This window comes from Rhizobium sp. Root491 (assembly GCF_001427205.1).
GTDB lineage: Bacteria > Pseudomonadota > Alphaproteobacteria > Rhizobiales > Rhizobiaceae > Agrobacterium > Agrobacterium tumefaciens.
The window spans coordinates 807,809-829,892 of sequence record NZ_LMFF01000012.1; the positions used below are offsets into that span (position 1 = coordinate 807,809).

At 59.3% G+C, this 22,084-nt stretch carries 18 protein-coding genes; 3 read left to right on the top strand and 15 right to left on the bottom strand.

Annotation, left to right across the window (positions count from 1 at the left end):
* Positions 1–3: 3 nt before the first annotated feature.
* From ASD46_RS14780 to ASD46_RS14850, 15 genes are all read right to left on the bottom strand, one after another.
* A complete protein-coding gene (locus ASD46_RS14780) occupies positions 4–870 on the bottom strand; it encodes a carbohydrate ABC transporter permease (RefSeq protein ID WP_003511582.1) in 867 nt (288 codons plus the stop codon).
* Positions 871–872: 2 nt separating this feature from the next.
* A complete protein-coding gene (locus ASD46_RS14785; RefSeq protein ID WP_025595315.1) occupies positions 873–1,943 on the bottom strand; it encodes an ABC transporter ATP-binding protein in 1,071 nt (356 codons plus the stop codon).
* Between the two features lie 13 nt (positions 1,944–1,956).
* Entirely contained in the window at positions 1,957–3,027 is a 1,071-nt protein-coding gene (locus ASD46_RS14790; RefSeq protein ID WP_013761937.1) for an ABC transporter ATP-binding protein, read from the bottom strand.
* A 37-nt stretch (positions 3,028–3,064) separates the two neighbouring features.
* Positions 3,065–4,588 (bottom strand): glycerol-3-phosphate dehydrogenase, encoded by a 1,524-nt coding sequence (locus tag ASD46_RS14795; RefSeq protein ID WP_060642489.1) that lies wholly within the window; start codon positions 4,586–4,588, stop codon positions 3,065–3,067.
* Between the two features lie 108 nt (positions 4,589–4,696).
* Complete coding sequence (locus ASD46_RS14800) at positions 4,697–5,470, bottom strand: DeoR/GlpR family DNA-binding transcription regulator (RefSeq protein ID WP_025595313.1); 774 nt, start codon at positions 5,468–5,470, stop codon at positions 4,697–4,699.
* Positions 5,471–5,611: 141 nt separating this feature from the next.
* Positions 5,612–7,090: a siroheme synthase CysG gene (gene cysG, locus ASD46_RS14805; RefSeq protein WP_025595312.1), complete on the bottom strand. Its 1,479-nt coding sequence runs from the start codon at positions 7,088–7,090 to the stop codon at positions 5,612–5,614.
* On the bottom strand, positions 7,062–9,710 hold the full coding sequence (locus ASD46_RS14810) for a nitrate reductase (RefSeq protein WP_025595311.1): 2,649 nt from the start codon (positions 9,708–9,710) through the stop codon (positions 7,062–7,064). The genes cysG and ASD46_RS14810 overlap by 29 nt, the downstream gene beginning before the upstream one ends.
* A gap of 214 nt (positions 9,711–9,924) precedes the next feature.
* Entirely contained in the window at positions 9,925–10,260 is a 336-nt protein-coding gene (gene nirD / locus ASD46_RS14815) for a nitrite reductase small subunit NirD (RefSeq protein WP_025595310.1), read from the bottom strand.
* A 5-nt stretch (positions 10,261–10,265) separates the two neighbouring features.
* Entirely contained in the window at positions 10,266–12,713 is a 2,448-nt protein-coding gene (gene nirB, locus ASD46_RS14820; RefSeq protein ID WP_060642490.1) for a nitrite reductase large subunit NirB, read from the bottom strand.
* A gap of 5 nt (positions 12,714–12,718) precedes the next feature.
* The gene (locus tag ASD46_RS14825; protein ID WP_013761942.1) at positions 12,719–13,516 is read right to left on the bottom strand and encodes an ABC transporter ATP-binding protein; all 798 of its coding nucleotides are present in this window, start codon (positions 13,514–13,516) and stop codon (positions 12,719–12,721) included.
* A 13-nt stretch (positions 13,517–13,529) separates the two neighbouring features.
* Positions 13,530–14,423 carry a nitrate ABC transporter permease gene (gene ntrB, locus ASD46_RS14830; protein ID WP_060642491.1) on the bottom strand — a complete coding sequence of 298 codons (894 nt, stop codon included), beginning with the start codon at positions 14,421–14,423 and terminating at the stop codon, positions 13,530–13,532.
* Positions 14,424–14,535: 112 nt separating this feature from the next.
* On the bottom strand, positions 14,536–15,828 hold the full coding sequence (locus ASD46_RS14835; RefSeq protein WP_025595307.1) for a CmpA/NrtA family ABC transporter substrate-binding protein: 1,293 nt from the start codon (positions 15,826–15,828) through the stop codon (positions 14,536–14,538).
* 377 nt (positions 15,829–16,205) lie between these two features.
* Entirely contained in the window at positions 16,206–17,483 is a 1,278-nt protein-coding gene (locus ASD46_RS14840) for a CmpA/NrtA family ABC transporter substrate-binding protein (RefSeq protein ID WP_025595306.1), read from the bottom strand.
* Between the two features lie 36 nt (positions 17,484–17,519).
* Complete coding sequence (locus ASD46_RS14845) at positions 17,520–18,107, bottom strand: ANTAR domain-containing response regulator (protein WP_003511609.1); 588 nt, start codon at positions 18,105–18,107, stop codon at positions 17,520–17,522.
* 102 nt (positions 18,108–18,209) lie between these two features.
* Positions 18,210–18,863, bottom strand: a complete 654-nt coding sequence (locus tag ASD46_RS14850) for a GntR family transcriptional regulator (RefSeq protein ID WP_060642492.1) — start codon at positions 18,861–18,863, stop codon at positions 18,210–18,212.
* 263 nt (positions 18,864–19,126) lie between these two features.
* Between ASD46_RS14850 and ASD46_RS14855 the strand changes: the two genes are divergently transcribed.
* The 3 genes from ASD46_RS14855 (at position 19,127) to ASD46_RS14865 (ending at position 22,080) form a co-directional block, all read left to right on the top strand.
* A complete protein-coding gene (locus tag ASD46_RS14855; RefSeq protein WP_003511614.1) occupies positions 19,127–20,368 on the top strand; it encodes an NRAMP family divalent metal transporter in 1,242 nt (413 codons plus the stop codon).
* Positions 20,369–20,491: 123 nt separating this feature from the next.
* A complete protein-coding gene (locus tag ASD46_RS14860; protein WP_025595305.1) occupies positions 20,492–21,259 on the top strand; it encodes a LamB/YcsF family protein in 768 nt (255 codons plus the stop codon).
* A gap of 11 nt (positions 21,260–21,270) precedes the next feature.
* Positions 21,271–22,080 (top strand): putative hydro-lyase, encoded by an 810-nt coding sequence (locus ASD46_RS14865; protein ID WP_003511619.1) that lies wholly within the window; start codon positions 21,271–21,273, stop codon positions 22,078–22,080.
* The last annotated feature ends 4 nt before the right edge of the window (positions 22,081–22,084 follow it).

Genomic DNA, 22,084 nt, shown 5'->3' on the forward strand with positions numbered 1-22,084 from the left:
GTCTCAAGTCTCCGCGTCGTGGCTGGTCATCACGGTGTAGAACACCCAGGACAACAGCAGGATGATGAGGAAGTAGATCAGCGACATGGCCGCCGCGGGACCCAGATCGAACTGGCCGAGCGCTACCTTGACGAGATCGATGGACAGGAAGGTGGTGGAATTTCCGGGGCCGCCGCCGGTGACGACGAAAGGCTCGGTATAGATCATAAAGCTGTCCATGAAGCGCAGCAGGAATGCGATCAGCAGCACCCGCTTCATCTTCGGCAACTGAATGAACCGGAAAACCGCAAAACGCGATGCGCCATCGATCCTTGCTGCCTGATAATAGGCATCCGGAATGGAGACGAGGCTGGCGTAGCACAGCAGGACGACGAGGCTTGTCCAGTGCCACACATCCATGATGACGACGGTGATCCATGCGTCGACGGGATCGTTGACGTAGTTGTAATCAAGCCCAAGCTGATTGGCGTAATAACCCAGCAACCCGATATCGCTGCGACCGAACACCTGCCAGATCGTGCCTACCACATTCCATGGCACCAAAAGTGGCAGCGCCATGGTGACGAGGCAGACCGGCACGCCGATGCCGGATTTGGGCATCTTGAGCGCGATGAATATGCCGAGCGGAATTTCAATCGCCAAAATGATGCCGGAAAATACCAGATTGCGTCCGAGCGCGTTCCAGAAACGGTCGGAGCCAAGAATTTCCTGAAACCATTGGGTTCCCGCCCAGAAGAACTGGTTGTTGCCGAAGGTATCCTGCACCGAATAATTCACGACCGTCATCAGCGGGATGACGGCGGAAAAGGCGACCAGCACCAGAACCGGCAGCACCATGAACCACGCTTTGTTGTTCCAGGTCTTTTCCATGGTCAGGCCCCCATCTTCACACGCCAGGAATCGGCAAAGACACCGATAGCGGCCGGATCGAAGCGAACACCCGCTTCTGCCGGAATGTCCTCCTCCTCCGGAACGACAATCGCAAGCTTTTGGCCGGCGAACCGCGCGCGAACGATCTTTTGCCGGCCGATATCCTCGACCTTGTCGACGGTGATGGGCATGCCACCCCGCTCCAGCCGAACGAATTCCGGGCGGATGCCGATTTCGATCCGCTTCGATCCATCCACCACCGGCACGCCGGCAAGCGGAACGCCAAGGCCGCCGACAACCGCCGTTGCGCCATCGATGCTGGCAGGCATCACATTCATGCCGGGCGAACCGATGAAGTAACCGACGAACGTATGTCCCGGGCGTTCGAAAAGCTCGGCGGGTGTGCCGATCTGGACGATCTGTCCGTCATACATGACCACCACCTTGTCGGCGAAAGTCAGCGCCTCGGTCTGGTCGTGCGTAACGTAGACCATGGTGAAACCGGACTGGCGGTGGAGGCGCTTCAACTGTGAGCGCAGCACCCATTTCATATGCGGATCGATCACCGTCAGCGGCTCGTCGAAGAGGATGGCATTGACGTCGGATCGCACCAACCCGCGCGCCAGCGAAATTTTCTGCTTCTGGTCCGCCGTAAGTCCGCGCGCGTGGCGTTTGGCCATGCCGGAAAGATCGGTCATCTCGAGGATTTCCCGCACACGGCGGTCGACTTCGGCTTCCGGCACTTGCCGGTTGCGCAGCGGAAAAGCCAGATTGGCATAGACTGTCATCGTGTCGTAAACGACCGGGAACTGGAATACCTGGGCGATGTTGCGATCTTCGGTGGAAAGATCGGTGACATCCGTTCCGTCAAAGGCGATGCGACCTTCTGAGGGGCGCAGCAAGCCGGAAATGATGTTAAGCAACGTGGTCTTGCCGCAGCCGGAAGGGCCAAGCAGCGCATAGGCACCGCCATCCTCCCATTCGTGATGAACTTCCTTCAGGGCATAATCACCTGCCGCCTGCGCCTTGGCGTTGTAAGCGTGGCGGATATGATCGAGCGTGATGCGTGCCATGATCGATCTCCCCTCAAGCCGCTTCGCCGATGGCGTGGCCGTGTGTATCGAAAGCCATCAGGTGCCGCGTATCGAGAAACAGCTCGATCTCCGTGTCCGGCTCGATGTCGTGAATGCCCTGCGCCAGCATCACCCAACGCTGGCCTGAAAATTCCACATGTACGAAGCTTTCCGATCCGGCGATCTCCGAGATCAGTGTCCGCGCCCGGATGGATTGCGCCGCCTGCCCCTTTTGCTGTGGGAAAAGATGATGTGGCTGGAAGGCAATGGTCACTGGACCGTCAGGCATGGCAGCAAGATGCGCCGGCACCGGCACAACCGCATGGTCGGCGCGCGTGAAGGCGCCGCCCGTCTTGATGACCTCGATGGTGTTGAGTGGCGGATCGGCAAATATTTTCGCGGTTACGATATCCACCGGACGCCTGTAAACCTCGATCGTGCGGCTGAATTGCGTTACCTTGCCCTCGTTCAGCGTCGCGGTATTGCCACCAAGCAGCAGAGCTTCGGAGGGTTCCGTCGTGGCGTAAACAAAGATCGCACCGGATTCGGCAAAGATGCGCGGCAATTCCTCACGCAACTCCTCACGCAGCTTGTAATCGAGATTTGCGAGAGGCTCGTCGAGGAGCACCAGATTGGCGTTTTTGACGATGGCGCGGGCAAGTGCCGTGCGTTGTTGCTGGCCACCGGAGAGGTTGAGAGGCGTACGATCGAGATAGGGCGTCAGCCTCAGAAGCTCGGCGGCCTTCCTCACCTCCCTGTCGATCGTTGCCTTGTCCTTGCCGGCAACGCGCATCGGCGAGGCGATGTTTTCATAAACGCTGAGCGCCGGATAATTGATGAACTGCTGATACACCATGGCGACGTTGCGCTTCTGAACCGGCCAGCCCGTCACGTCCTCCCCATTAAAGAGAATCGTACCGCCACTTGGCTTGTCCAGCCCGGCCATCAGCCGCATGAGTGTCGTCTTGCCCGAAAGTGTCGGTCCAAGCAGGACGTTCAGGCTTCCGCGCTGCAACGTCAGATCGGTCGGGTGAATATGATATTCACCGCCGGCCATCTTCGAGACGTTTCGCAATTCAAGCATGGTGATCCAAAGCCTCCTCCGCTTTTTGATCGGATCGTCAGATTGCCTTCAAGCGTCCACCTGCAATGTCATCGATATAATCCTCCAGCCCGCGCACCTCTTCTTGGGTAAAGAAAAGCCCCTGCTTGGTGCGGCGCCACAGAATATCCTCCGCCGTCATCGCCCATTCCCGGGCCATCAGCCAGCGCACCTCGGCCTCATAAAGCGTGCCGCCGAAATGCCGTCCCAGCCCTGCCATGTCCCCGGCATTGCCAATAATCGACGCGGCGTCCGTTCCGTAGCAGCGGATGAGCCGCTTCGCATGCCGCTCATCGAGGAAAGGATAACGCGACCGCAGGGCCGTGACCTCTCCCGCATAAGCCTCGGCACCGAAATTTCCGCCCGGCAAATGTGAACCTGCCGTCCACGGCGAGCCCTTTTCACCCAGCGCATCACCAATTTTTTCAAGAGCATGTTCCGCAAGCCGTCGATAGGTGGTGAGCTTGCCACCGAAGATATTGAGAAGCGGCGCTTCGCCTTCAGCTCCTTCGGTTTTCAGCACATAATCGCGGGTTGCCTCCTGCGCTTTCGATGCGCCGTCGTCAAACAGCGGCCGCACGCCGGAATAGGTCCAGACGATATCGGCCGACGTCACCGGTTCAGCGAAATATTCGCTCGCCGCGTTGCAAAGATAGCTGATCTCCTCGTCGCTGATCTTAACAGCCCGGGGGTCGGCGGTATAGTCGCGATCCGTCGTGCCGATCAGGGTAAAATCCTGCTCATAAGGGATGGCGAAGATGATGCGCCCGTCCGGGTTCTGGAAAAAATAGGCGCGCGGATCGGAAAACTTCTTGCGCACGATGATGTGGCTGCCCTGCACGAGGCGGACGTTGTGGACATTGTTTTTACCGAATGTCGCAGCCAGAACCTTGTCCACCCAGGGACCTGCCGCATTTACCAGCATGCGCGCCCGGTAGGTCGCGGTTTCTCCGGCACCATTTTTAGTTTCGATCCGCCAGAAGGCGCCTTCGCGCCGTGCCGAAACGACCTGCGTGCGGTTGAGGATCAAGGCACCGCGATCGGCGGCATCGCGGGCATTCAGCACCACAAGACGGGCATCGTCCACCCAGCCGTCAGAATATTCGAAAGCCCGGGCAAAAATCGGCTTCAGCGGTTTCCCTGCGGGATCACGGCGCAGATCAAGCGAGCGGGTGGCGGGCAAAAGCTTGCGGCCGCCGAGATGGTCATAAAGAAAAAGCCCGATACGCACGAGCCAGGCCGGGCGCACGCCGCCCTTCTGGAATGGCAGAACAAAGCGCATAGGCCAGATGATGTGCGGCGCCATGGCCCACAACACCTCGCGCTCCATCAGCGCTTCTCGCACCAGACGAAATTCGTAATGTTCGAGATAACGCAAACCGCCATGAATGAGCTTTGTGGCGGCCGACGAGGTGCCGGAGGCAAAATCGTTCATTTCCGCAAGCGCAACGGAATAACCCCTGCCGACAGCGTCACGCGCGATGCCGCAGCCGTTGATGCCGCCGCCGATCACGAAAACATCGTGGATTGCCTCGTCAGACATGGACCCTCCCGCGCTTTCATCGACGCTCTCCTCATCGATATATTGAAAGCACGGACATCTAATTTGAAGACAAAACGAATGTCAAACGAAATTCAGGGGCGGTTCGGATCAAGGCTCCCCAACCTCGGTTTCAATCAACCTGACGTCATTATCGGCACAGATGGATCGGATCGAATCGACCGGACAATGATCGGTAATGAAGGTGTGTACCTGTGAAAGATGGCCGATGCGCACGGGGGCCGTCCTCTCGAATTTCAGTGAATCCGATACAAGAATGACGTGGCGAGCGTTGGACATGATCGCCTGGGCAACCTTGACCTCGCGAAAGTCGAAATCCAGCAAAGCGCCGTCTTCATCGATTGCAGAAACGCCGATGACGGCGAAGTCGACCTTGAACTGGCGGATAAAATCCACTGCGGCCTCACCGACGATGCCGCCATCGGAACCGCGCACGACGCCGCCAGCGATCACCACCTCGATGCCCGGAAAAACCCGTAACCTATTGGCAACATTAATATTGTTGGTGATGACCATCAGCTCGTGATGATCCGCCAGCGCTTCGCCCACCGCCTCGGTCGTCGTACCTATATTGATGAAAAGCGAGGAGTTGTTGGGGATTAGGGCAGCGGCAGCGGCGCCGATCGCCTGCTTTTCGGAGGAGGCGATCGCACGGCGTGCCTCGTATTTGACGTTTTCGTTGCCGCTCGGAAAAAGTGCGCCGCCATGGATGCGCGTCAGCACCCGCGTATCGCAGAGATCGTTGAGGTCCTTGCGGATCGTCTGTGGCGTTACCGAAAACCGCGTGGCCAGCTCGTCCACCAGCACACGCCCGCTTGCTTTCGCCAGCGCAACGATTTCATCCTGACGCGGTGTGAGCATCATTTCACCCTCCCTCCTCTTTCAATTTTTTCGTTTTATTGAAGAGCGAACGAAAAACCAATGTCAAGGGACGGTTTTGTGGCGCCGATCAGGTCCACTTGCGGAGGTATGCGAAAAACGTATCCGCACGGACCAGCAAGATTATTAGCCGGCTTTCTGAATTGACATCGGGACCGGCTCCGGCAGGCCGATCTCGGAAAACGCAGAGATTGCAGCACCAAATGCATCACCGATGCCGATCAATATAGGCTCGTTCACGCCCAGGCGCTCAACCGCCGCAGCCAGTTGCACGAGCGAACCGCACCAGCGCTGCTCATTTTCGCGGCTGACGGAAATCATGATGGCGACGGGCGTCGAGGCCGGCATGCCATGCGCCAGAAGGGCTTCCTCGATGCTGGCAGCGGTTCGCCCGCCCATGTAAAAAACCGTGGTCACGGAAGGGTTCGACAGGGACTGCCAGTCTATATTCTCCGGCAGCTTGCCCTGTCTGGAGTGCCCGGTGACGAAGCGGACCGACTGGGCGTGATCGCGGTGGGTGAGGGAAACGCCGAGCCGCGAAGCCATGGCGCTTGCCGCGGTGATGCCTGGCACGATTTCGACCGGGATGTTTTCAGCCTCCAGCGCTTCGATCTCCTCGCCGGCGCGTCCGAAAATCATCGGATCGCCGGATTTCAGCCGCACTACCCTTTTGCCGGCCTTGGCAAGGCGGATCATCATGTCGTTAATATCTTCCTGCTTGCAGCTTTCCCGGCCGCCGCGTTTGCCAACAAGCATACGCTTCGCCTCCCGCCGCGCCAGTTCCAGCACCTCGGATGAAACGAGATCGTCGAACAGAATGACATCCGCCGCCTGCAGGGCGCGTACCGCTTTCAGCGTCAGCAGCTCGGCATCGCCCGGTCCGGCACCGACCAGCGTCACAAGGCCACGTCCCGATCCTCTCCGACCGGCCTGCGTGCCGATGTCTGTCAGCAGCCTTTCTTCGCTGCCCTCATCCAGCCTTTCGGTAAACGCCCGGTCGACAAATTTCTCCCAGAATGATCGCCGCGCCGTGCCGGGCGCGAGGCGTATATTGACCCGCTCTCGGATGGTTTGGGCAAGCGCCCCCCAATCCTTGAGAGCGTGCGGCAGCAAAGTCTCGATGCGCCGGCGAATGGCCTGCGCCAGAATGGGTGCGGCGCCATCGGTGGAGATCGACACCACCACCGGCGAACGATTGACGATGGAGCCAAACTGGAACTGGCAGAATTCCGGCTTGTCGATGACATTGACAGGCACGCCGGCTGAGCGCGCGGCATTGTAAAATCGTCCCGCCTCTTCGTCGGTTTCACAATCCGCCAGCGCCAGTTCCGCGCCTTTGAAACTATCCGGACCCCAGGAACGGTCATGCCATGTCAGCATCTGGCTTGTCGAGACGAGCGCCGCAAAGCATTCCGAAAGCTCGCTTTCCTCGCAATAGAGATGAAGTTCCGCCCCGCAGGCAAGCAGCAGTTCCGCCTTCCAGGCGGCCCCATCCGATCCGCCCGCCAGCACCACGCGCTTGCCCTCAAGCCCCCAGAAGACTGGCAACTTGGCGAGCTTCTCCATGCGGTTCGGTTCATTCCGCTGCGGTTTTAAGGCATCCATCGATGATCCCCCTGATCTCGGCGCGGCAGGAGCCGCAATTGGTTCCGGCATTCAACGCAGCACCTATGGCTTCGACGCTGTGGCAGCCATTGCGGATCGCGGCCGTGATCTGGTTGACCCCGACATTGAAGCAGGAGCAGACCGTCGCCCCCGGATCGGCGCGACCGGCACCGGGACGCCCGGCGACCAGCGCAAAACGCATGCGCAAATCCTCATGGCGTTCGTTCAGCTGTGAAATCGCCCAGTTGCGGGCAACGGCCACCGGCTCTCTGGCGACGAACAGCGCTGCCAGCAGCGTATCACCGTCGAAGAAAGCAAGCCGCAGATCGCCCGTCTGCCGGTCACTATAACCCAGAGGCTCAACCCTGATATCGACTCCGAAAACCCGTCGCGCCCAGAGCGTCCAGTCCTGCGGCTGTTCCTCGAAGGCAAGCTCCATGCGGTAGCCGCCATCCGCCTTTGCAACTGCCCAATAGGCGCAGCCCGGCGCATCAGGCCGGGTGCGGGAGATCGCAAATCCATAGGCTTTCGCTACAAAACGTCGTGCACTCACGCCGACATTCTTCGAAGCGGGCTGGCCGGAATGTGGGTCCGTGACCGCTGGCACGAGCATATCGATGCGGGCCTGCGAGGCGAACTGGTCGTTCCAGTGCATCGGCGCAAACACAGCTCCCCGTGCCTGCCTCTCGCTGACCAGAGCCCGCAGCAGGACCTTGCCGTGCGGGCTTTCAATCTCCACCAGATCGGCGCTTTCGATTCCCAGCAACTGTGCATCGCGCGGGTGAAGTTCGGCAAAGGGTTCAGCGATATGGGCGGTGAGCCGCGCGCTTTTGCCGGTGCGGGTCATGGTGTGCCATTGGTCGCGGATGCGGCCGGTGTTCAGCGTCAGCGGGTAGTCCGCCGATGTCCTGCCGGTCTCCGGCAGTGCCGTGGCGATGAAGCGGGCCTTGCTATCCGCATGGAAAAAGCGGCCATCCCCGAAAAAGCGGGTCGTGGCGGCTTCACCGGGTTCGGCTTTTGGCCATTGAAACGGTTTCATCGTACCATAGGAATCACGGTCGATCCCGCCGATATCGAAATCGCGGCTTCCGGCGTTCTCGAAGCCGGAGAGAGCGGCATGCTCGGCGAAAACCTCAGAAGGTTGCCGGTAGCCGAAGGCGGCGTCAAAACCCATGCGCCGTCCAACTTCGGCGATTTGCCACCAGTCGGCCTTTGCTTCGCCGGGCGCGTCAAGAAAACCGCGCTGGCGGGAAATACGTCGTTCGGAATTGGTGACCGTGCCGTCCTTTTCACCCCAGCCGAGCGATGGCAACAGCACATGGGCGTGGCGGGCGGTATCGGTCTTGGCGATGACATCGGACACCACGACAAAGGAACAGGCCTTGATCGCCGCCTCGACGGCACCGGCATCCGGCATGGAAACGACGGGGTTGGTTGCCATGATCCACAGCGCCTTGATGCGGCCATCGGCAACCGCCCGGAACATATCCACGGCCTTGAGGCCAGGCTTCTGCGCAATCGCCGGCGAGGCCCAGAAGCGCTGCACGCGGTCGCGGTCTTCAGCGTTCTCAATCGCCATATGGGCCGCCAGCATATTGGCAAGCCCGCCCACCTCGCGTCCGCCCATGGCGTTGGGTTGGCCGGTCAGCGAAAACGGCCCCATGCCCGGCCGGCCGATACGGCCTGTGGCGAGGTGGCAATTGATGATGGCGTTGACCTTGTCGGTGCCGCTTTGCGACTGGTTGACGCCCTGACTGTAGCAGGTGACGGTTTTTTGGGTGCGTTCGAACAATTCGTAAAAGGAAATCAATTCCACGATTGTCAGACCGGTCTTGTCGGCAATCTCCGGCAGGCTGTGCCCGGTCGCTGCCTGCATCGCGGCATCGAAGCCGACAGTGTGGTTTCCAACATAAGCGTTATCGAACGCGGAACTGCCGGAAAGATGGGCCAGAAGACCGGTAAACAGCGCCACATCTCCATCCGGGCGGATGGCGAGGTGCATATCGGCAATATCGGCGCTCATCGTCCGGCGCGGATCGATGACCACCACCTTCATGTCCGGCCGCGCCGCCTTTGCGGCAGCAAGCCGTTGATAGAGGACGGGATGACACCAGGCGAGATTGGATCCGGTGAGGATTACCAGATCGGCAAGCTCCATATCCTCATAGGTGCCGGGCACCGTATCGGCCCCGAAGGCGCGGCGATGGCCGGCGACCGAAGACGACATGCAAAGCCTTGAATTCGTATCGATATTGGCAGATCCGATGAAACCCTTCATCAGCTTGTTGGCGAGGTAATAATCCTCCGTCAGCAATTGGCCGGAAACGTAAAAGGCCACCGAATCCGGGCCGTGCTCGGAAATGGCCTCGGAAAATCTTGAAGCAACGAGTTGAAGCGCTTCATTCCATGCCACTCGCTTTCCGTGGATTTCGGGATGGAGCAGCCGTCCGTCGAGGTCGATGGTTTCGGCCAGAGCCGAACCCTTGGAACACAGCCGGCCGAAATTGGCTGGGTGGTCCGGATCGCCTTTGACGGAAACGATGCCGTCATCGGCAACGGTGGCGATGACACCGCAGCCGACACCGCAATAGGGACAGGTGGTTTTCGTTTCAACGGGCATGGGTTTGCCCTCTTGGTGCGTGGCATTTACCCCCTTCTGCCCTGCCGGACATCTGCCCCTCAAAGGGGTAGATCAATTGCGGCACCGGCTCTATTTCACAGCTTGCGTCTCCGACAACAGAGATGAAGCGAGAAGCGTGCCACTTGTCGATCTTGCCCCTCGAGGGGGAGATGTTCGGCAGGACAGAGGGGAGTATCGTCGCCAACATCTGATATCACTCCGCCGCAATCATCAAAGTTTCGAGCGCAATCGAAAGCCGCCCGTCGAGATTGCGGAGAGGAATGGTCCTCACCTCACCCTCATCCGCCCCCAACGCCTTGCCGGTCTCCAGCGAAATGACCCAATTGTGCAAAGGACATGTCACCGAAGACCCGTGCACGATGCCCTGAGACAGCGGGCCGCCTTTGTGCGGGCAATGATCCTCGATGGCGAAGACCTGATTTTCAGCCGTGCGAAACACGGCGATCTTGCCCATAGGCGTTTTCACGCAGCGCGCGCCGCGCAGCGGAATGTCGGAAATGTCGCCAATATCGATCCAGTTGCTGTCCATCGTTCTCACTCCGCTGCCTCGTTGAAACCGATTGCCGCCATCGGCCTGAATTCGTGCTTGTCGTGGCCGGACACACGTTCCGACCAGGGATCGACCTGCGCGAATTTCTGGCTGAAGACGAAGCGGTCAAAATAGGCCCGGCGCTTGTCGGCATCGTCCATGATCTGGCGGCGGACTTCGTCGTAACCGATGCGCTTGGCCCATTTATAGATGCGCTCGAGGTAGCGCGCCTGCTCGCGGTACATCTGGGTCAACGCCACGATATGCTCCAGCGCCTCATCCTCGGTATGGACGAGGCCCAGCACTTCCGTACCCTTGATATCGAGACCGGCGGCACCGGCGAAGTGGATTTCGAAACCGGAATCGACGCAGATGACGCCGATATCCTTGCATGTCGCCTCAGCGCAGTTTCGCGGACAGCCGGAAACGGCAAGCTTCAGCTTCGCGGGCGTCCATGAGCCCCACATGAATTTTTCGATACGGATGCCGAGGCCGGTGGAATCCTGCGTGCCGAAGCGGCACCATTGTTCTCCAACGCAGGTCTTCACGGTGCGAAGCCCCTTGGCATAGGCCTGGCCGGAAATGAAACCGGCCTTGCCGAGATCGGCCCAGACCGCCGGCAAATCCTCCTTCTCGATGCCGAGAAGATCGATGCGTTGCCCGCCTGTCACCTTCACCATCGGGATTTCGAACTTGTCGACCACATCCGCAATCGCCCGCAGTTCGGAGGAAGATGTGACACCGCCCCACATGCGCGGAACGACGGAATAGGTGCCGTCCTTCTGGATATTGGCATGGACGCGCTCATTGATATAACGCGACTGGTAGTCGTCGGCATATTCGTCGGGAAAATCGCAGACGAGATAGTAGTTGAGCGCAGGTCTGCACTTGGCGCAGCCGCAGGAGGTCTTCCATTCCAGTTCCTGCATCACGGCGGGAATGGTCTTCAGGCCCTTGGCCTTGATGAGACGGCGCACATCATCGTGGCCGAGATCGGTGCATTTGCACATGGGCTGCACGGCAGCGGGATTGTAGCTGTCGCCAAGCGTCAGCGTCATCAGCTGTTCGACAAGACCGGTGCAATTGCCGCAGGAGGCGGATGCCTTGGTATGGGCGCGCACATCATCCAGCGAGGTCAGCCCCTTCGAGGTGATGACCGAGGTGATCTTGCCCTTGCAGACGCCGTTGCAGCCGCAGATTTCCGCATCATCCGGCAAGGCTGCAACGGCCGCCATAGGGTCCAGCGGGGACCCTCCCTGATAGGCCTGGCCGAAGATCAGGGTTTCGCGCATGGCGGAAATGTCGGTCGATTTCTTCATCAGGTCGAAGAACCACGACCCATCCGCCGTCTCGCCGTAAAGAACCGCGCCGATGATGCGATTTTCCTTGAGGATCAGGCGCTTGTAGACACCGGCGGTGGCATCGCGCAGCACGATTTCCTCGCGGTCGTCGCCCTCGGCAAAATCGCCGGCGGAAAACAGGTTGATGCCGGTGACCTTCAGTTTGGTATTGGTGACCGAACCATGATACTCGGCTGAACCGCCGCAAAGCCGGTCCGCCAGCACCCGCGCAGATTCATAAAGCGGCGCGACCAGCCCGTAGCACATGCCGCGATGCTCGGCGCATTCGCCAAGCGCATATATCGAGGCATCCGACGTCATCATGCCATCATCCACGACGATGCCGCGATTGACGGCGATGCCGGCTTCCTTGGCGAGACCCGAGGCGGGACGGATGCCGACCGCCATCACCACCATGTCGCCTTTAATGACGCGGCCGTCTTCCAGCTCGATGCCTTCGACCTTCTCCGCGCCGAGAATGCATTTGGTATTGGCCTTGGTGATGATGTCGATGCCGCGCTCGTTCAGCGCCTTTTCCAGAAGATAGGCCGCTGCCGGATCGAGCTGCCGCTCCATGATCGTCGGCATCAGATGGATGACGGTGACGTCCATTCCCTGGCGCTTCAGCCCATAAGCTGCTTCCAGACCCAGAAGGCCGGCGCCGATGACGATGGCGCGACCCTTGCCTTCGGCGATTTCAAGCATCTTCGTGACATCGTCGAGATCGCGATAGGCGAGAACGCCCGGCAATTGATGGCCAGGGACGGGAATGATGAAGGGCAGGGAACCGGTGGCGATCACCAGCCTGTCGTAGGAAACGGTGATGCCGTTTTCACTTGTTACGATCTTGTTGTCGCGGTCGATGCCGGTGACCTTCGCGCCCTTGTGCAGCGTCACATTGTTGGCCGCGTACCATTCGTCATTGTGGATGACGATATCTTCATAGCTCTTTTCGCCTGAGAGTACTGGCGAGAGCATGATGCGGTCGTAATTGACGCGCGGCTCGGCGTTGAAAATGGTGACGTCGTATAGGCCGGGGGCGGTTTCGAAAAGGTTTTCCAGCATGCGCCCCGGCGCCATGCCATTGCCGATGATGACGAGTTTTTGCGCCATGGTGGTTACTCCGCAGCTTCGACGAAGCGGTGACGTTCGTAAAGGAACTTCAGCACGGCCTCGCGGCATTTGAGGTAGGTCTTGTCGGATGCAAGCTCGATGCGGTTGCGCGGGCGCGGCAGCGGCACGTCAAGCACTTCGCCGATATGGGCGGCGGGACCGTTGGTCATCATCACGATACGGTCGGAAAGCAGCACCGCCTCATCCACATCATGGGTAATCATGACCATGGTGTTGCCAAGTCGGGCGTGGATTTCCATCACGGCGTCCTGAAGGTGGGCGCGAGTCAGCGCATCCAGTGCGCCGAAAGGCTCGTCCAGCAGCAGGATTTTCGGCTCCATGGCGAGCGCCCGGGCAATGCCGACGCGCTGTTTCATGCCACCGGAAATTTCAGACGGTTTCTTGTCCTTGGCATGGGCCATCTGCACGAGATCCAGATTGCGCATGACCCAGTCGTGGCGTTCCGCTTTGGTCTTGGTATTGCTGAAGACCTTCGCGACGGCGAGGTTGACGTTTTCATAAACCGAAAGCCAGGGGAGCAGGCTGTGGTTCTGGAAGACGACGGCGCGTTCCGGGCCAGGTTCGTTGACCTCGCGGTTTTCCAGAAGCACGACGCCTGCTGAGACTTTGGTCAGCCCGGCGATGAGGTTGAGCATGGTGGACTTGCCGCAGCCGGAATGCCCGATGACTGAGACGAATTCGCCCTTGCCGATGGTCAGGTTGATGCCTTTCAGCACCTCGGCGCGCGAACCGCCCTTGTCGAAATATTTGTCGATATGATCGAGTTTCAGATAAGCGTTCATGATGGTCGCCCTTTTAGTTGGCCGCAGCGCCGCGGGTGATGACCTTGCCGAGCGCCGCTACCAGCTTGTCGAGCATGAAGCCGACAACGCCGATGTAAGCGAGTGCCACGATGATGTCGGGCAGGCGCGAGGAGTTCCACGCATCCCAGATGAAGAAGCCGATACCGACGCCGCCGGTCAGCATTTCCGCCGCCACGATGGCGAGCCAGGAGAGGCCGATGCCTATGCGCAGACCGGTGAAGATGTAAGGCGCGGCCGACGGCAGCATGATCTTGAAGAAGAATTCGATCTGGTTGAGCCGCAGCACCTTCGCAACGTTGCGATAATCCTGCGGAATGTTGCGCACGCCGACCGCCGTATTGATGATGACGGGCCAGATGGAGGTGATGAAGATCACGAAAATGGCGGACGGATTGCTGTCCTGAAAGGCGGCAAGTGAAAGCGGCAGCCAGGCGAGCGGCGGCACGGTGCGCAGGACCTGAAAAATCGGGTCGAGGCCGCGCATGGCCCAGATCGACTGGCCGATGACCGCACCGAGAATGATGCCGGCGATGGCCGCAAGGCCGAAACCGTATGCCACGCGCTCCAGCGAGACCAGCACGCGCAAGCCGAGGCCGATATCCTGCGAACCATTATGGAAGAACGGCGATACGATGAGATCGTAGCTTTCCTCGAATACCTGGCTTGGCGGCGGCAGGGACGAGCCGGGGGCGGAACAGAGCACCTGCCAGACGCCCAGCAGAACGGCGAGGACGACAAATGGCGGTATGATATTGCGGGCCGCCGCAGCACCCAGTTTACGCAGATTGAACCGCGAGGGATGTTTGGGCGGAAGGGTCACGACGTTTGCCTTATGTACCACCGGTTGCTGCGGCTGTTCCTTGAAATTTCGAGCCAATGCGGACATGGCGTTTCCTTTGGATTTCGGTTGCGGTCAGGGTCTCGCCCCTCATCCGGCCTTTGGTGTCCATCATTAAATGGCAACCCGGCGGAGAAGGGGCGACACCCGTGTCTCCTCCTCAGGAGGCTGCCTTGATGGAAAGACTTTCGAGATAGGCCGATGGGTTTTCCGGGTCGAAGACCTTGCCGTCGAAGAAGGTTTCCTTGCCGCGCGACGTGGAGGCGGGAATATCGGCAACACCGAGATCCTTTGCAGCGTCGCGCCAGATGTCCTCACGATTGACCTTGGCAACCAGCGCCTTCACGTCCGTATCGGGTGCAAATTTACCCCAGCGGATGTTTTCCGTGATGAACCAGCTGTCGTGGCTGCGGAAGGGATAGGACGCGTGATCCTGCCAGAACTTCATCTGCAGACCGGTATTTTCCAGCACGCGGCCGTTGCCGTAATTGATATTGCCCTTGAGGCGGCCAAGAACGTCCTTCGGCGGCACGTTGAACCATTGGCGCTTGCCGAGGATCGTGGACATCTCCTCCTTGTTCGCCATCTCATCGCACCATTGCTGGGCCTCCATCACGGCCATCAGCAATGCCTTGGTGGCGTTGGGGTTCTTTTCCACCCAGTCGGCGCGCATGCCGAGCGCCTTCTCGGGATGCCCTTTCCAGAGTTCCCCGGTGGTACATGCAGTAAAGCCGATGCCCTGATTGACGAGTTGCTCGTTCCAGGGTTCGCCCACACAGAAGACGTCCATATTGCCGACCTTCATGTTGGCGACCATCTGCGGCGGCGGAACGACGATGGTGGAGACGTCCTTGTCCGGGTCGATGCCGCCGGCGGCCAGCCAATAGCGGATCCACAGATCATGCGTGCCGCCGGGAAATGTCATGGCAGCCTTGATTTCCTTGCCTTCTGCCTTCTTCTTCTCGAAAGCCGCCTTCAGCTTGGACGCGTCGAGCTGAACGCCGGTTTCAGCATATTCCTTGGCGACGGAAATACCCTGGCTGTCGAGATTGAGGCGGGCGATAAGCGCCATCGGCACAGGCACGTTGTTCTGCGTCACCTTGCCGGTATGCATGAGATAGGGCATCGGGGTCAGGATATGCGCGCCATCAATGCCGTTCGATGCGCCGCCGAGCACGAGATTGTCACGTGTCGCACCCCAGGATGCCTGTTTGAGAACCTCGACATCCGGCATGCCATGCTTGGCGAACAGTCCCTTTTCCGCCGCGATGATAAGCGGGGCGGCGTCGGTCAGCGCGATGAAGCCGATTTTCGCGCCCTTCACTTCCGGCTCAGCCGTGGCTGCGAAAGCGCCTGACGGAAAAGCGGTGCGCACGGCGGTAACAAGGGCTGCGGCGGCTGTCGTCTTCAGTATGGCGCGGCGGCTGACATCGCCCGAGAATATCTTTTTCATTCGCATCTTCCCCTTATTGGACCACCGCATGGGTGGCGCGTTCGCTTGCGAAAAAACCTGAAAATAAAAAAAACGCCGCTCGGAGTTTGCGCCTTCGGAACGGGAAATGTTCCGGGCAGCAAAACCTTGCGACGTCTATGTCTGTGAAAGCGCTTATGCCGCGCCCTGCTCGCCCCGATCGCCGTTGACCAGTGCAAAGACGAAGACGCAAGAGGCGTGCCAGTTTTACTTATGGAAGCTATCGCCTTGGAAAAAAACGGAATTTCCGAGATTGAATCGGACGATTAAATTTTAATCAGTAGGAATTTTGTCTATGGTTTGCGCAAATGGATAAATTCCGCGCTTGAAATTTGCGCAGCTTGCCCGGCCGACCGCTGTCAGGCCTCGCCTTGGGAGATGGAAAACGGGGCAGAACTGCGCACGGAAAAGCCATTCACATAGCCAGCAATGTCTGCGGGATCGAAAACAAAACCGTCCACGAACCGGTCACCCGCCTCCTGCCCTTCGACTCGAATATCGGCATCATCGGGCGCATTGGCATCGCCCAGTGCCGCCCGATAAATATCTGGACGGTAAGCGGACAGGGTGGCCTCCACACCAACTTGCGAAAACTCCGTCTGCCCCCAGCGGATCATCTGGCTGTAAATCCACAATGCCTGGCTCTGGCGCGGATAATTGGCATGGCCGCCGTGGAAGAGGAAATATTTGTCGATGACCCGGCGGTTGCCCTGGCTGTCGATGTTGAATTCACCGGCAAGCACATGGCGGATGATGCTTTGCGGCGCACCGATATAACGCGGATCGGCAAGTGTCCTGCTCAGATCATCGTGATTTTCCGCAAGGTCGCACCAACGCGCGGCGGCATCGAGCGCCATCAGCAGCCGGCTGACCGTTTCCTGCTGGCTTTCAGCCCATTCAGGCCGCATCCCGATCACTTTTTCCGGCGCAGACGGCCACAAATCCTGCTTGGCAGCGACGATCCTGCCCACACCGCGCTCGGCGGCAACGATGTTCCACGGCGCACCGACACAGAAACCATCTATGGCGCCCGCCGCCAATGCATCCGACGTCAATGGCGGTGGTACGACCACCAGTTTGACGTCGTGATCGGGATGAATGCCACCAGCGGCGAGCCAATAGCGAAATTCGTAATTGTGCGAGGAAAACGGGTAGGTCATGCCGAGCGTCGGTGTAGCTTCGCCCCGCGCTCGCATGTCATCCAGCACCTGCTTTAAGGCCTTCGCATTTTCCAGCGCCCCCGCCGTTTCGGAAAGCCCCGTCAACGCCTTCATCCGGGCAAAAAGCCGCGTCGAAAGCGTTATCGCATTGCCGCCGCGCCCAAGTGAAAACGGCGTGATCGTCGGCGAAGGGTTGGAGCCGAGTCCGAGCATGGAGGCAACCGGCATCGGCGACAGCATATGGGCAATGTCGAATTGCCGGAATGCCAGCCGGTCGCGCACATTCGCCCAGGACACATCCTTGACGAGATCGAGCGTCAGGCCTTCGCGCTCGGCAAAGCCGAATTCCGCCGCAGCAATGAGGACGGACGCATCGACAAGAGGAATAAAACCTGCCCGCAGGATTTTTTGCCGGTCGCTGCCAACGATTGCCGGCGCGCCCGCTTTTGAACCGGCCGATTTTTCCTGTGCCGCCATATCATACACTCCTCGACTGTCCCGCCGGCGGGTTCGTTACATCAACAGACCGGCCGCGGTGACCACGCTTTGCGCGATCTCGGATATTTTCTTTTTCTCGTTCATCGCCGTTTGCCGCAGAAGCGCAAAAGCCTCCTCTTCGGACAGGCCACGCATTTTCATCAAAATGCCTTTGGCGCGCTCGATGACCTTGCGCTCCTCAAGCGCCGATTTTGCTTCGGCAAGTTCCTGTCGCAGACGGCTGAAAGCGTTGAAGCGGCTGACTGCCATATCGAGGATGGGTTTGACGCGTTCTTTCTTCAGCCCGTCAACGACATAGGCGGAAACACCGGCCTCAACGGCCGCCTCGATGGACGCGGTATCGGAGCGGTCGACAAACATGGCGATCGGCCGGCCGACCGTGCGTGTCAACTGAAACAGATGCTCCATCATGTCGCGATTGGGATTTTCAAGGTCGATGAAGATGACATCGGGCTGCAGCGTCTCGATGGTCCGCGCCACGCCGTGCACCTCATGGATGAGCGTCACGCGATTATACCCGGCCTCGCGCAGCCCCTCCTCGATGATCGAGGCGCGGATCGCGTTTTCGTCTATAACGAGAATGGTGAGGTCGCGAAGCGTCATGTCGGCATTGATGACGCACCGCAACAAACTTGGCAATCAGGCGCCTATATAAAAATGGAGCGGACGTGAAAGGGACGTTTTCATCCCGCTCCGCCTGATTTCTCAGGACGCCCGTTCGAGCGCCTTCAAAACCGTCCGCTCGGAAAGATTGAGATAGATTTCCATCTCGTCACCGGCCTCAGCCGCCTTGCCCTCTTCCATCAGTGACAGGATCTTGCTGTTCATGTCCACAAAGGGGGAATGGAGCTGTTCCGGGTCTTTCAGCAGGCCGAAACAAAGCCTGAGCTCAGCGGCGATTCGCTCGTAAAAATCGCTGAGACGAGCGCTGTCGAGAAGGTCGACCACGGCGGCGTGAAACTTCATGTTGGCGCTACCCACGCCTAACCAGTCTGCCTCGTCGCGCTTTATCCTGGCATCATCGACCGCCGTGCGCATTGTCCGGATGGCCGGGTGCTTGTGCCAGGCCTGACGCAGCGCCCCGCATTCCACCATGCGCCGCACCCTGTAAATATCAATCACTGAAGCCAGGGTGGGAACGGCGACAAAAACGCCGCGATTGGCCTCGTGACGCAGCAGACCATCCTTGGTCAGGAGACGAAAGGCTTCACGCAGCGAATTGCGGGAGACCTCGAAACGTTCGCTGAAGGCTGCTTCCGAAAGACGCTGGCCCGGCATCAGTTCACCGGAGATCAGCAGGGTGCGAATACCCTTTGCCAATCGATCCGCAAGCGGCAGACCCTCTATCGTTTCCGTCATGGCGCTTTCCTTAAGAGCAATGCAACGTTGGGAATTCCGTGACAGGCATGTTCGGACACGGCATGATTGCCCATAGCACAAAGCTTCAGCAAAGCGCCAAAAAAACGTGATGAATTCATACTCATAACGTCCAACAAATAGACAAAATAAAAGAACGATTATCATTTATTGTTGAACAATATTGACAATCTCACGGAACAAGACAAGATCGGTGGCATAAAGCATCCGCGAGGGGCGGATTGCGACAGGAGCGGAGAAAATCCATGGAGCAGAAAAAGCTCACCCCGACTGCCGATCTCAAAATGTCAAAACGTGCATCTCTTCTGGGAGCAATCTTCCTGATGGCAACATCTGCCATCGGTCCCGGCTTCATCACGCAGACGGCGACATTCACCATGCAGCTTGGTGCCGCATTCGCCTTCGGCATTCTTGCTTCCATCCTCATAGACTTCGTCGTTCAGCTCAACATCTGGCGCATCGTAACGCTGACGCGCATGCGTGCGTCCGACATCGCCAATGCTGCCATTCCGGGCTCCGGCTATCTTCTCGCCATTCTCGTCATCATCGGCGGCCTTTTCTTTAATATCGGCAATATTGGCGGCACCGGCCTCGGCCTGAACGCCATCTTCGGGCTCGATCCGAAAATCGGCGGCGCCATCAGCGCAATCTTTTCCATCGCCATTTTCGTTTCCAAACGGGCTGGCCTCGCCGTCGACCGGTTCATCATTTTCGCCGGTATCCTGATGATCGTGCTGACGCTCTACGTTGCATTCGTATCCGCGCCGCCGGTCGGTGATGCCTTCCGCCAGACATTCCTGCCGGACACAATCAATTTCGCGACCATCACCACCATCGTCGGCGGCACCGTTGGCGGCTACATCACCTATTCCGGCGCGCACCGTCTGCTGGACCGGGGAATGGTCGGCATTGAAAACCTGCCCGCGGTAAACCGCGCCGCTCTGACCGGCATCGCTGTCACCGGCATCATGCGTTACGTGCTGTTCCTCGCCATTCTCGGCGTTGTCGCCAGCGGCGTCGTCATCGATACATCGGGCCAGGCCGCCAATCCCGCCGCACAGGCTTTCCGGTCGGCCGCGGGCGATCTCGGCTTCCGCCTATTCGGCATCATCTTCTGGGCTGCGGCCATCACGAGCGTCATCGGCGCGGCGTATACCTCCGTCTCGTTCCTGCCCGTGTTCAAGCAGGACATGACGGAACGCGCCCGCAACATGGCGACGGTCATCTTCATCGCTGTCTCGCTCGTCTGCTACCTGCTCATCACGACGCCGCCCGCCGCCATGCTGGTCTTCGTCGGCGGCCTGAACGGTCTTATCCTGCCCATCGGCCTCAGCATCTTCCTGTTTGCCGCATGGAAGCGCGAAGACCTGATGGGCGGCCATCGCTACTCGCGCATTCTGCTCGGGCTTGGCGTTCTGACATGCGCATTGACGTGGTACATGGGCTACAAGTCCGCCGGCACCATTTTCGGCCTGCTCGGCCTCTAATAAACTAGAGCGTTTCCGCATTTCGGAGAAAAGCGGAAACGCTCTATATATTTGTTATTACGCATTTTCCCGAAGCAAAACCGCTACGCACTTTTGCTGGAAATGCTCTAAAGGGAGGCAAACATGGCCGCTATCGATCTCAACAGCGATCTTGGCGAAAGTTACGGCGCGTGGCGCATGGGAGACGACGAGGCGATGCTTGCCATCGTTTCCAGCGCCAATATCGCCTGCGGATTTCACGCAGGTGACCCGGCCGGGATTTACCGCACCGTCAAGGCCGCTGCCGAAAAAGGCGTGGTCGTCGGGGCCCATGTTTCCTACCCGGACCGCGTCGGCTTTGGCCGCCGCGATCTGGATGTGACCTCCGAAGAGCTGATCGCCGATGTCATCTACCAGATCGGTGCACTAAAGGGTGTCGCCGCCGCAGCCGGAACCACGGTGCGTTACGTGAAGCCACATGGCGCGCTTTACAACCGCATCGCCAATGACGCGAAACAGGGACAAGCGGTCATCGACGGTATAAAGGCCGTCGATGCCTCGCTGATGCTGATGGGCCTTGCCAATGCGCCCATCCTCGATCTCGCCCGCAAGGCAGGCCTTGCCGTCGTCGCGGAAGCCTTCGCTGACCGCGCCTATACGCCAGAAGGCCAACTCGTCTCGCGCCGCGAGGCGGGCGCCGTACTGCACGACGCTGCCAAAATCGCCGACCGGATGGTGCAGCTTGCCCGCGAAGGAACACTCGAAGCCATCGACGGCAGCAGCATCAAGATCGAAGCACAATCCATCTGCGTGCATGGCGACAGCCCCGGCGCGGTGGCGATCGCCCAGGAAATCCGCCGCCGTTTCGAAGCCGAGGGCATCGAAATCCGCTCTTTTGCATCCATTCTCTAAAAGGGCGACCAATGACGATACCCTTATCCTTTCTGAGCCACACCAATGCGGATGCCGCCCGGACGGCCCGCGCCGATTATCGTGGCGGCCTCGTTGCACCGACCTCCGGCATCGCTCCCGGTTTCACGCAGGCCAACATGATCGTGCTGCCGCGCGACTGGGCCTTCGATTTCCTGCTTTATGCGCAGCGTAATCCCAAGCCCTGCCCGGTGCTCGATGTTTCAGATCCCGGCTCACCAACCACGCTTCTTGCCCCCGGTGCCGATCTCAGGACCGACCTACCGCTTTACCGTATCTGGCGGGACGGCAAACTTGCCGAGGAAACGGCGGATGCGACCGCCGCATGGGCAGAGCGTGACGATCTCGTCGCTTTCCTGATCGGTTGCAGCTTTACCTTTGAAACGCCGATGGTCGAAGCGGGTATCGAAATCCGTCACATGACCGACAAAAGCAACGTTCCGATGTATCTGACCAACCGCCCCTGCCGGCCGGCCGGCCGATTTAAGGGCAACATGGTCGTTTCCATGCGACCGATCCCGGCTTCGCGCGTGGCCGATGCCGCGACAATTTCAGGACGTTTTCCGGCGGTTCACGGTGCGCCGGTGCATGTCGGCGCGCCGGAAGAAATCGGCATATCGGATCTCGCGAAGCCGGATTTCGGTGATGCGGTGCGGATCGAACCCGGCGAGGTTCCAGTTTTCTGGGCCTGCGGCGTGACGCCTCAGGCTGCAGTCATGGCGTCCGGCGTGCCGTTCGCGATTACCCATGCGCCCGGGCACATGTTCATCACCGACATTCCCGATTCTGCCTATCACGCGTGAGGAT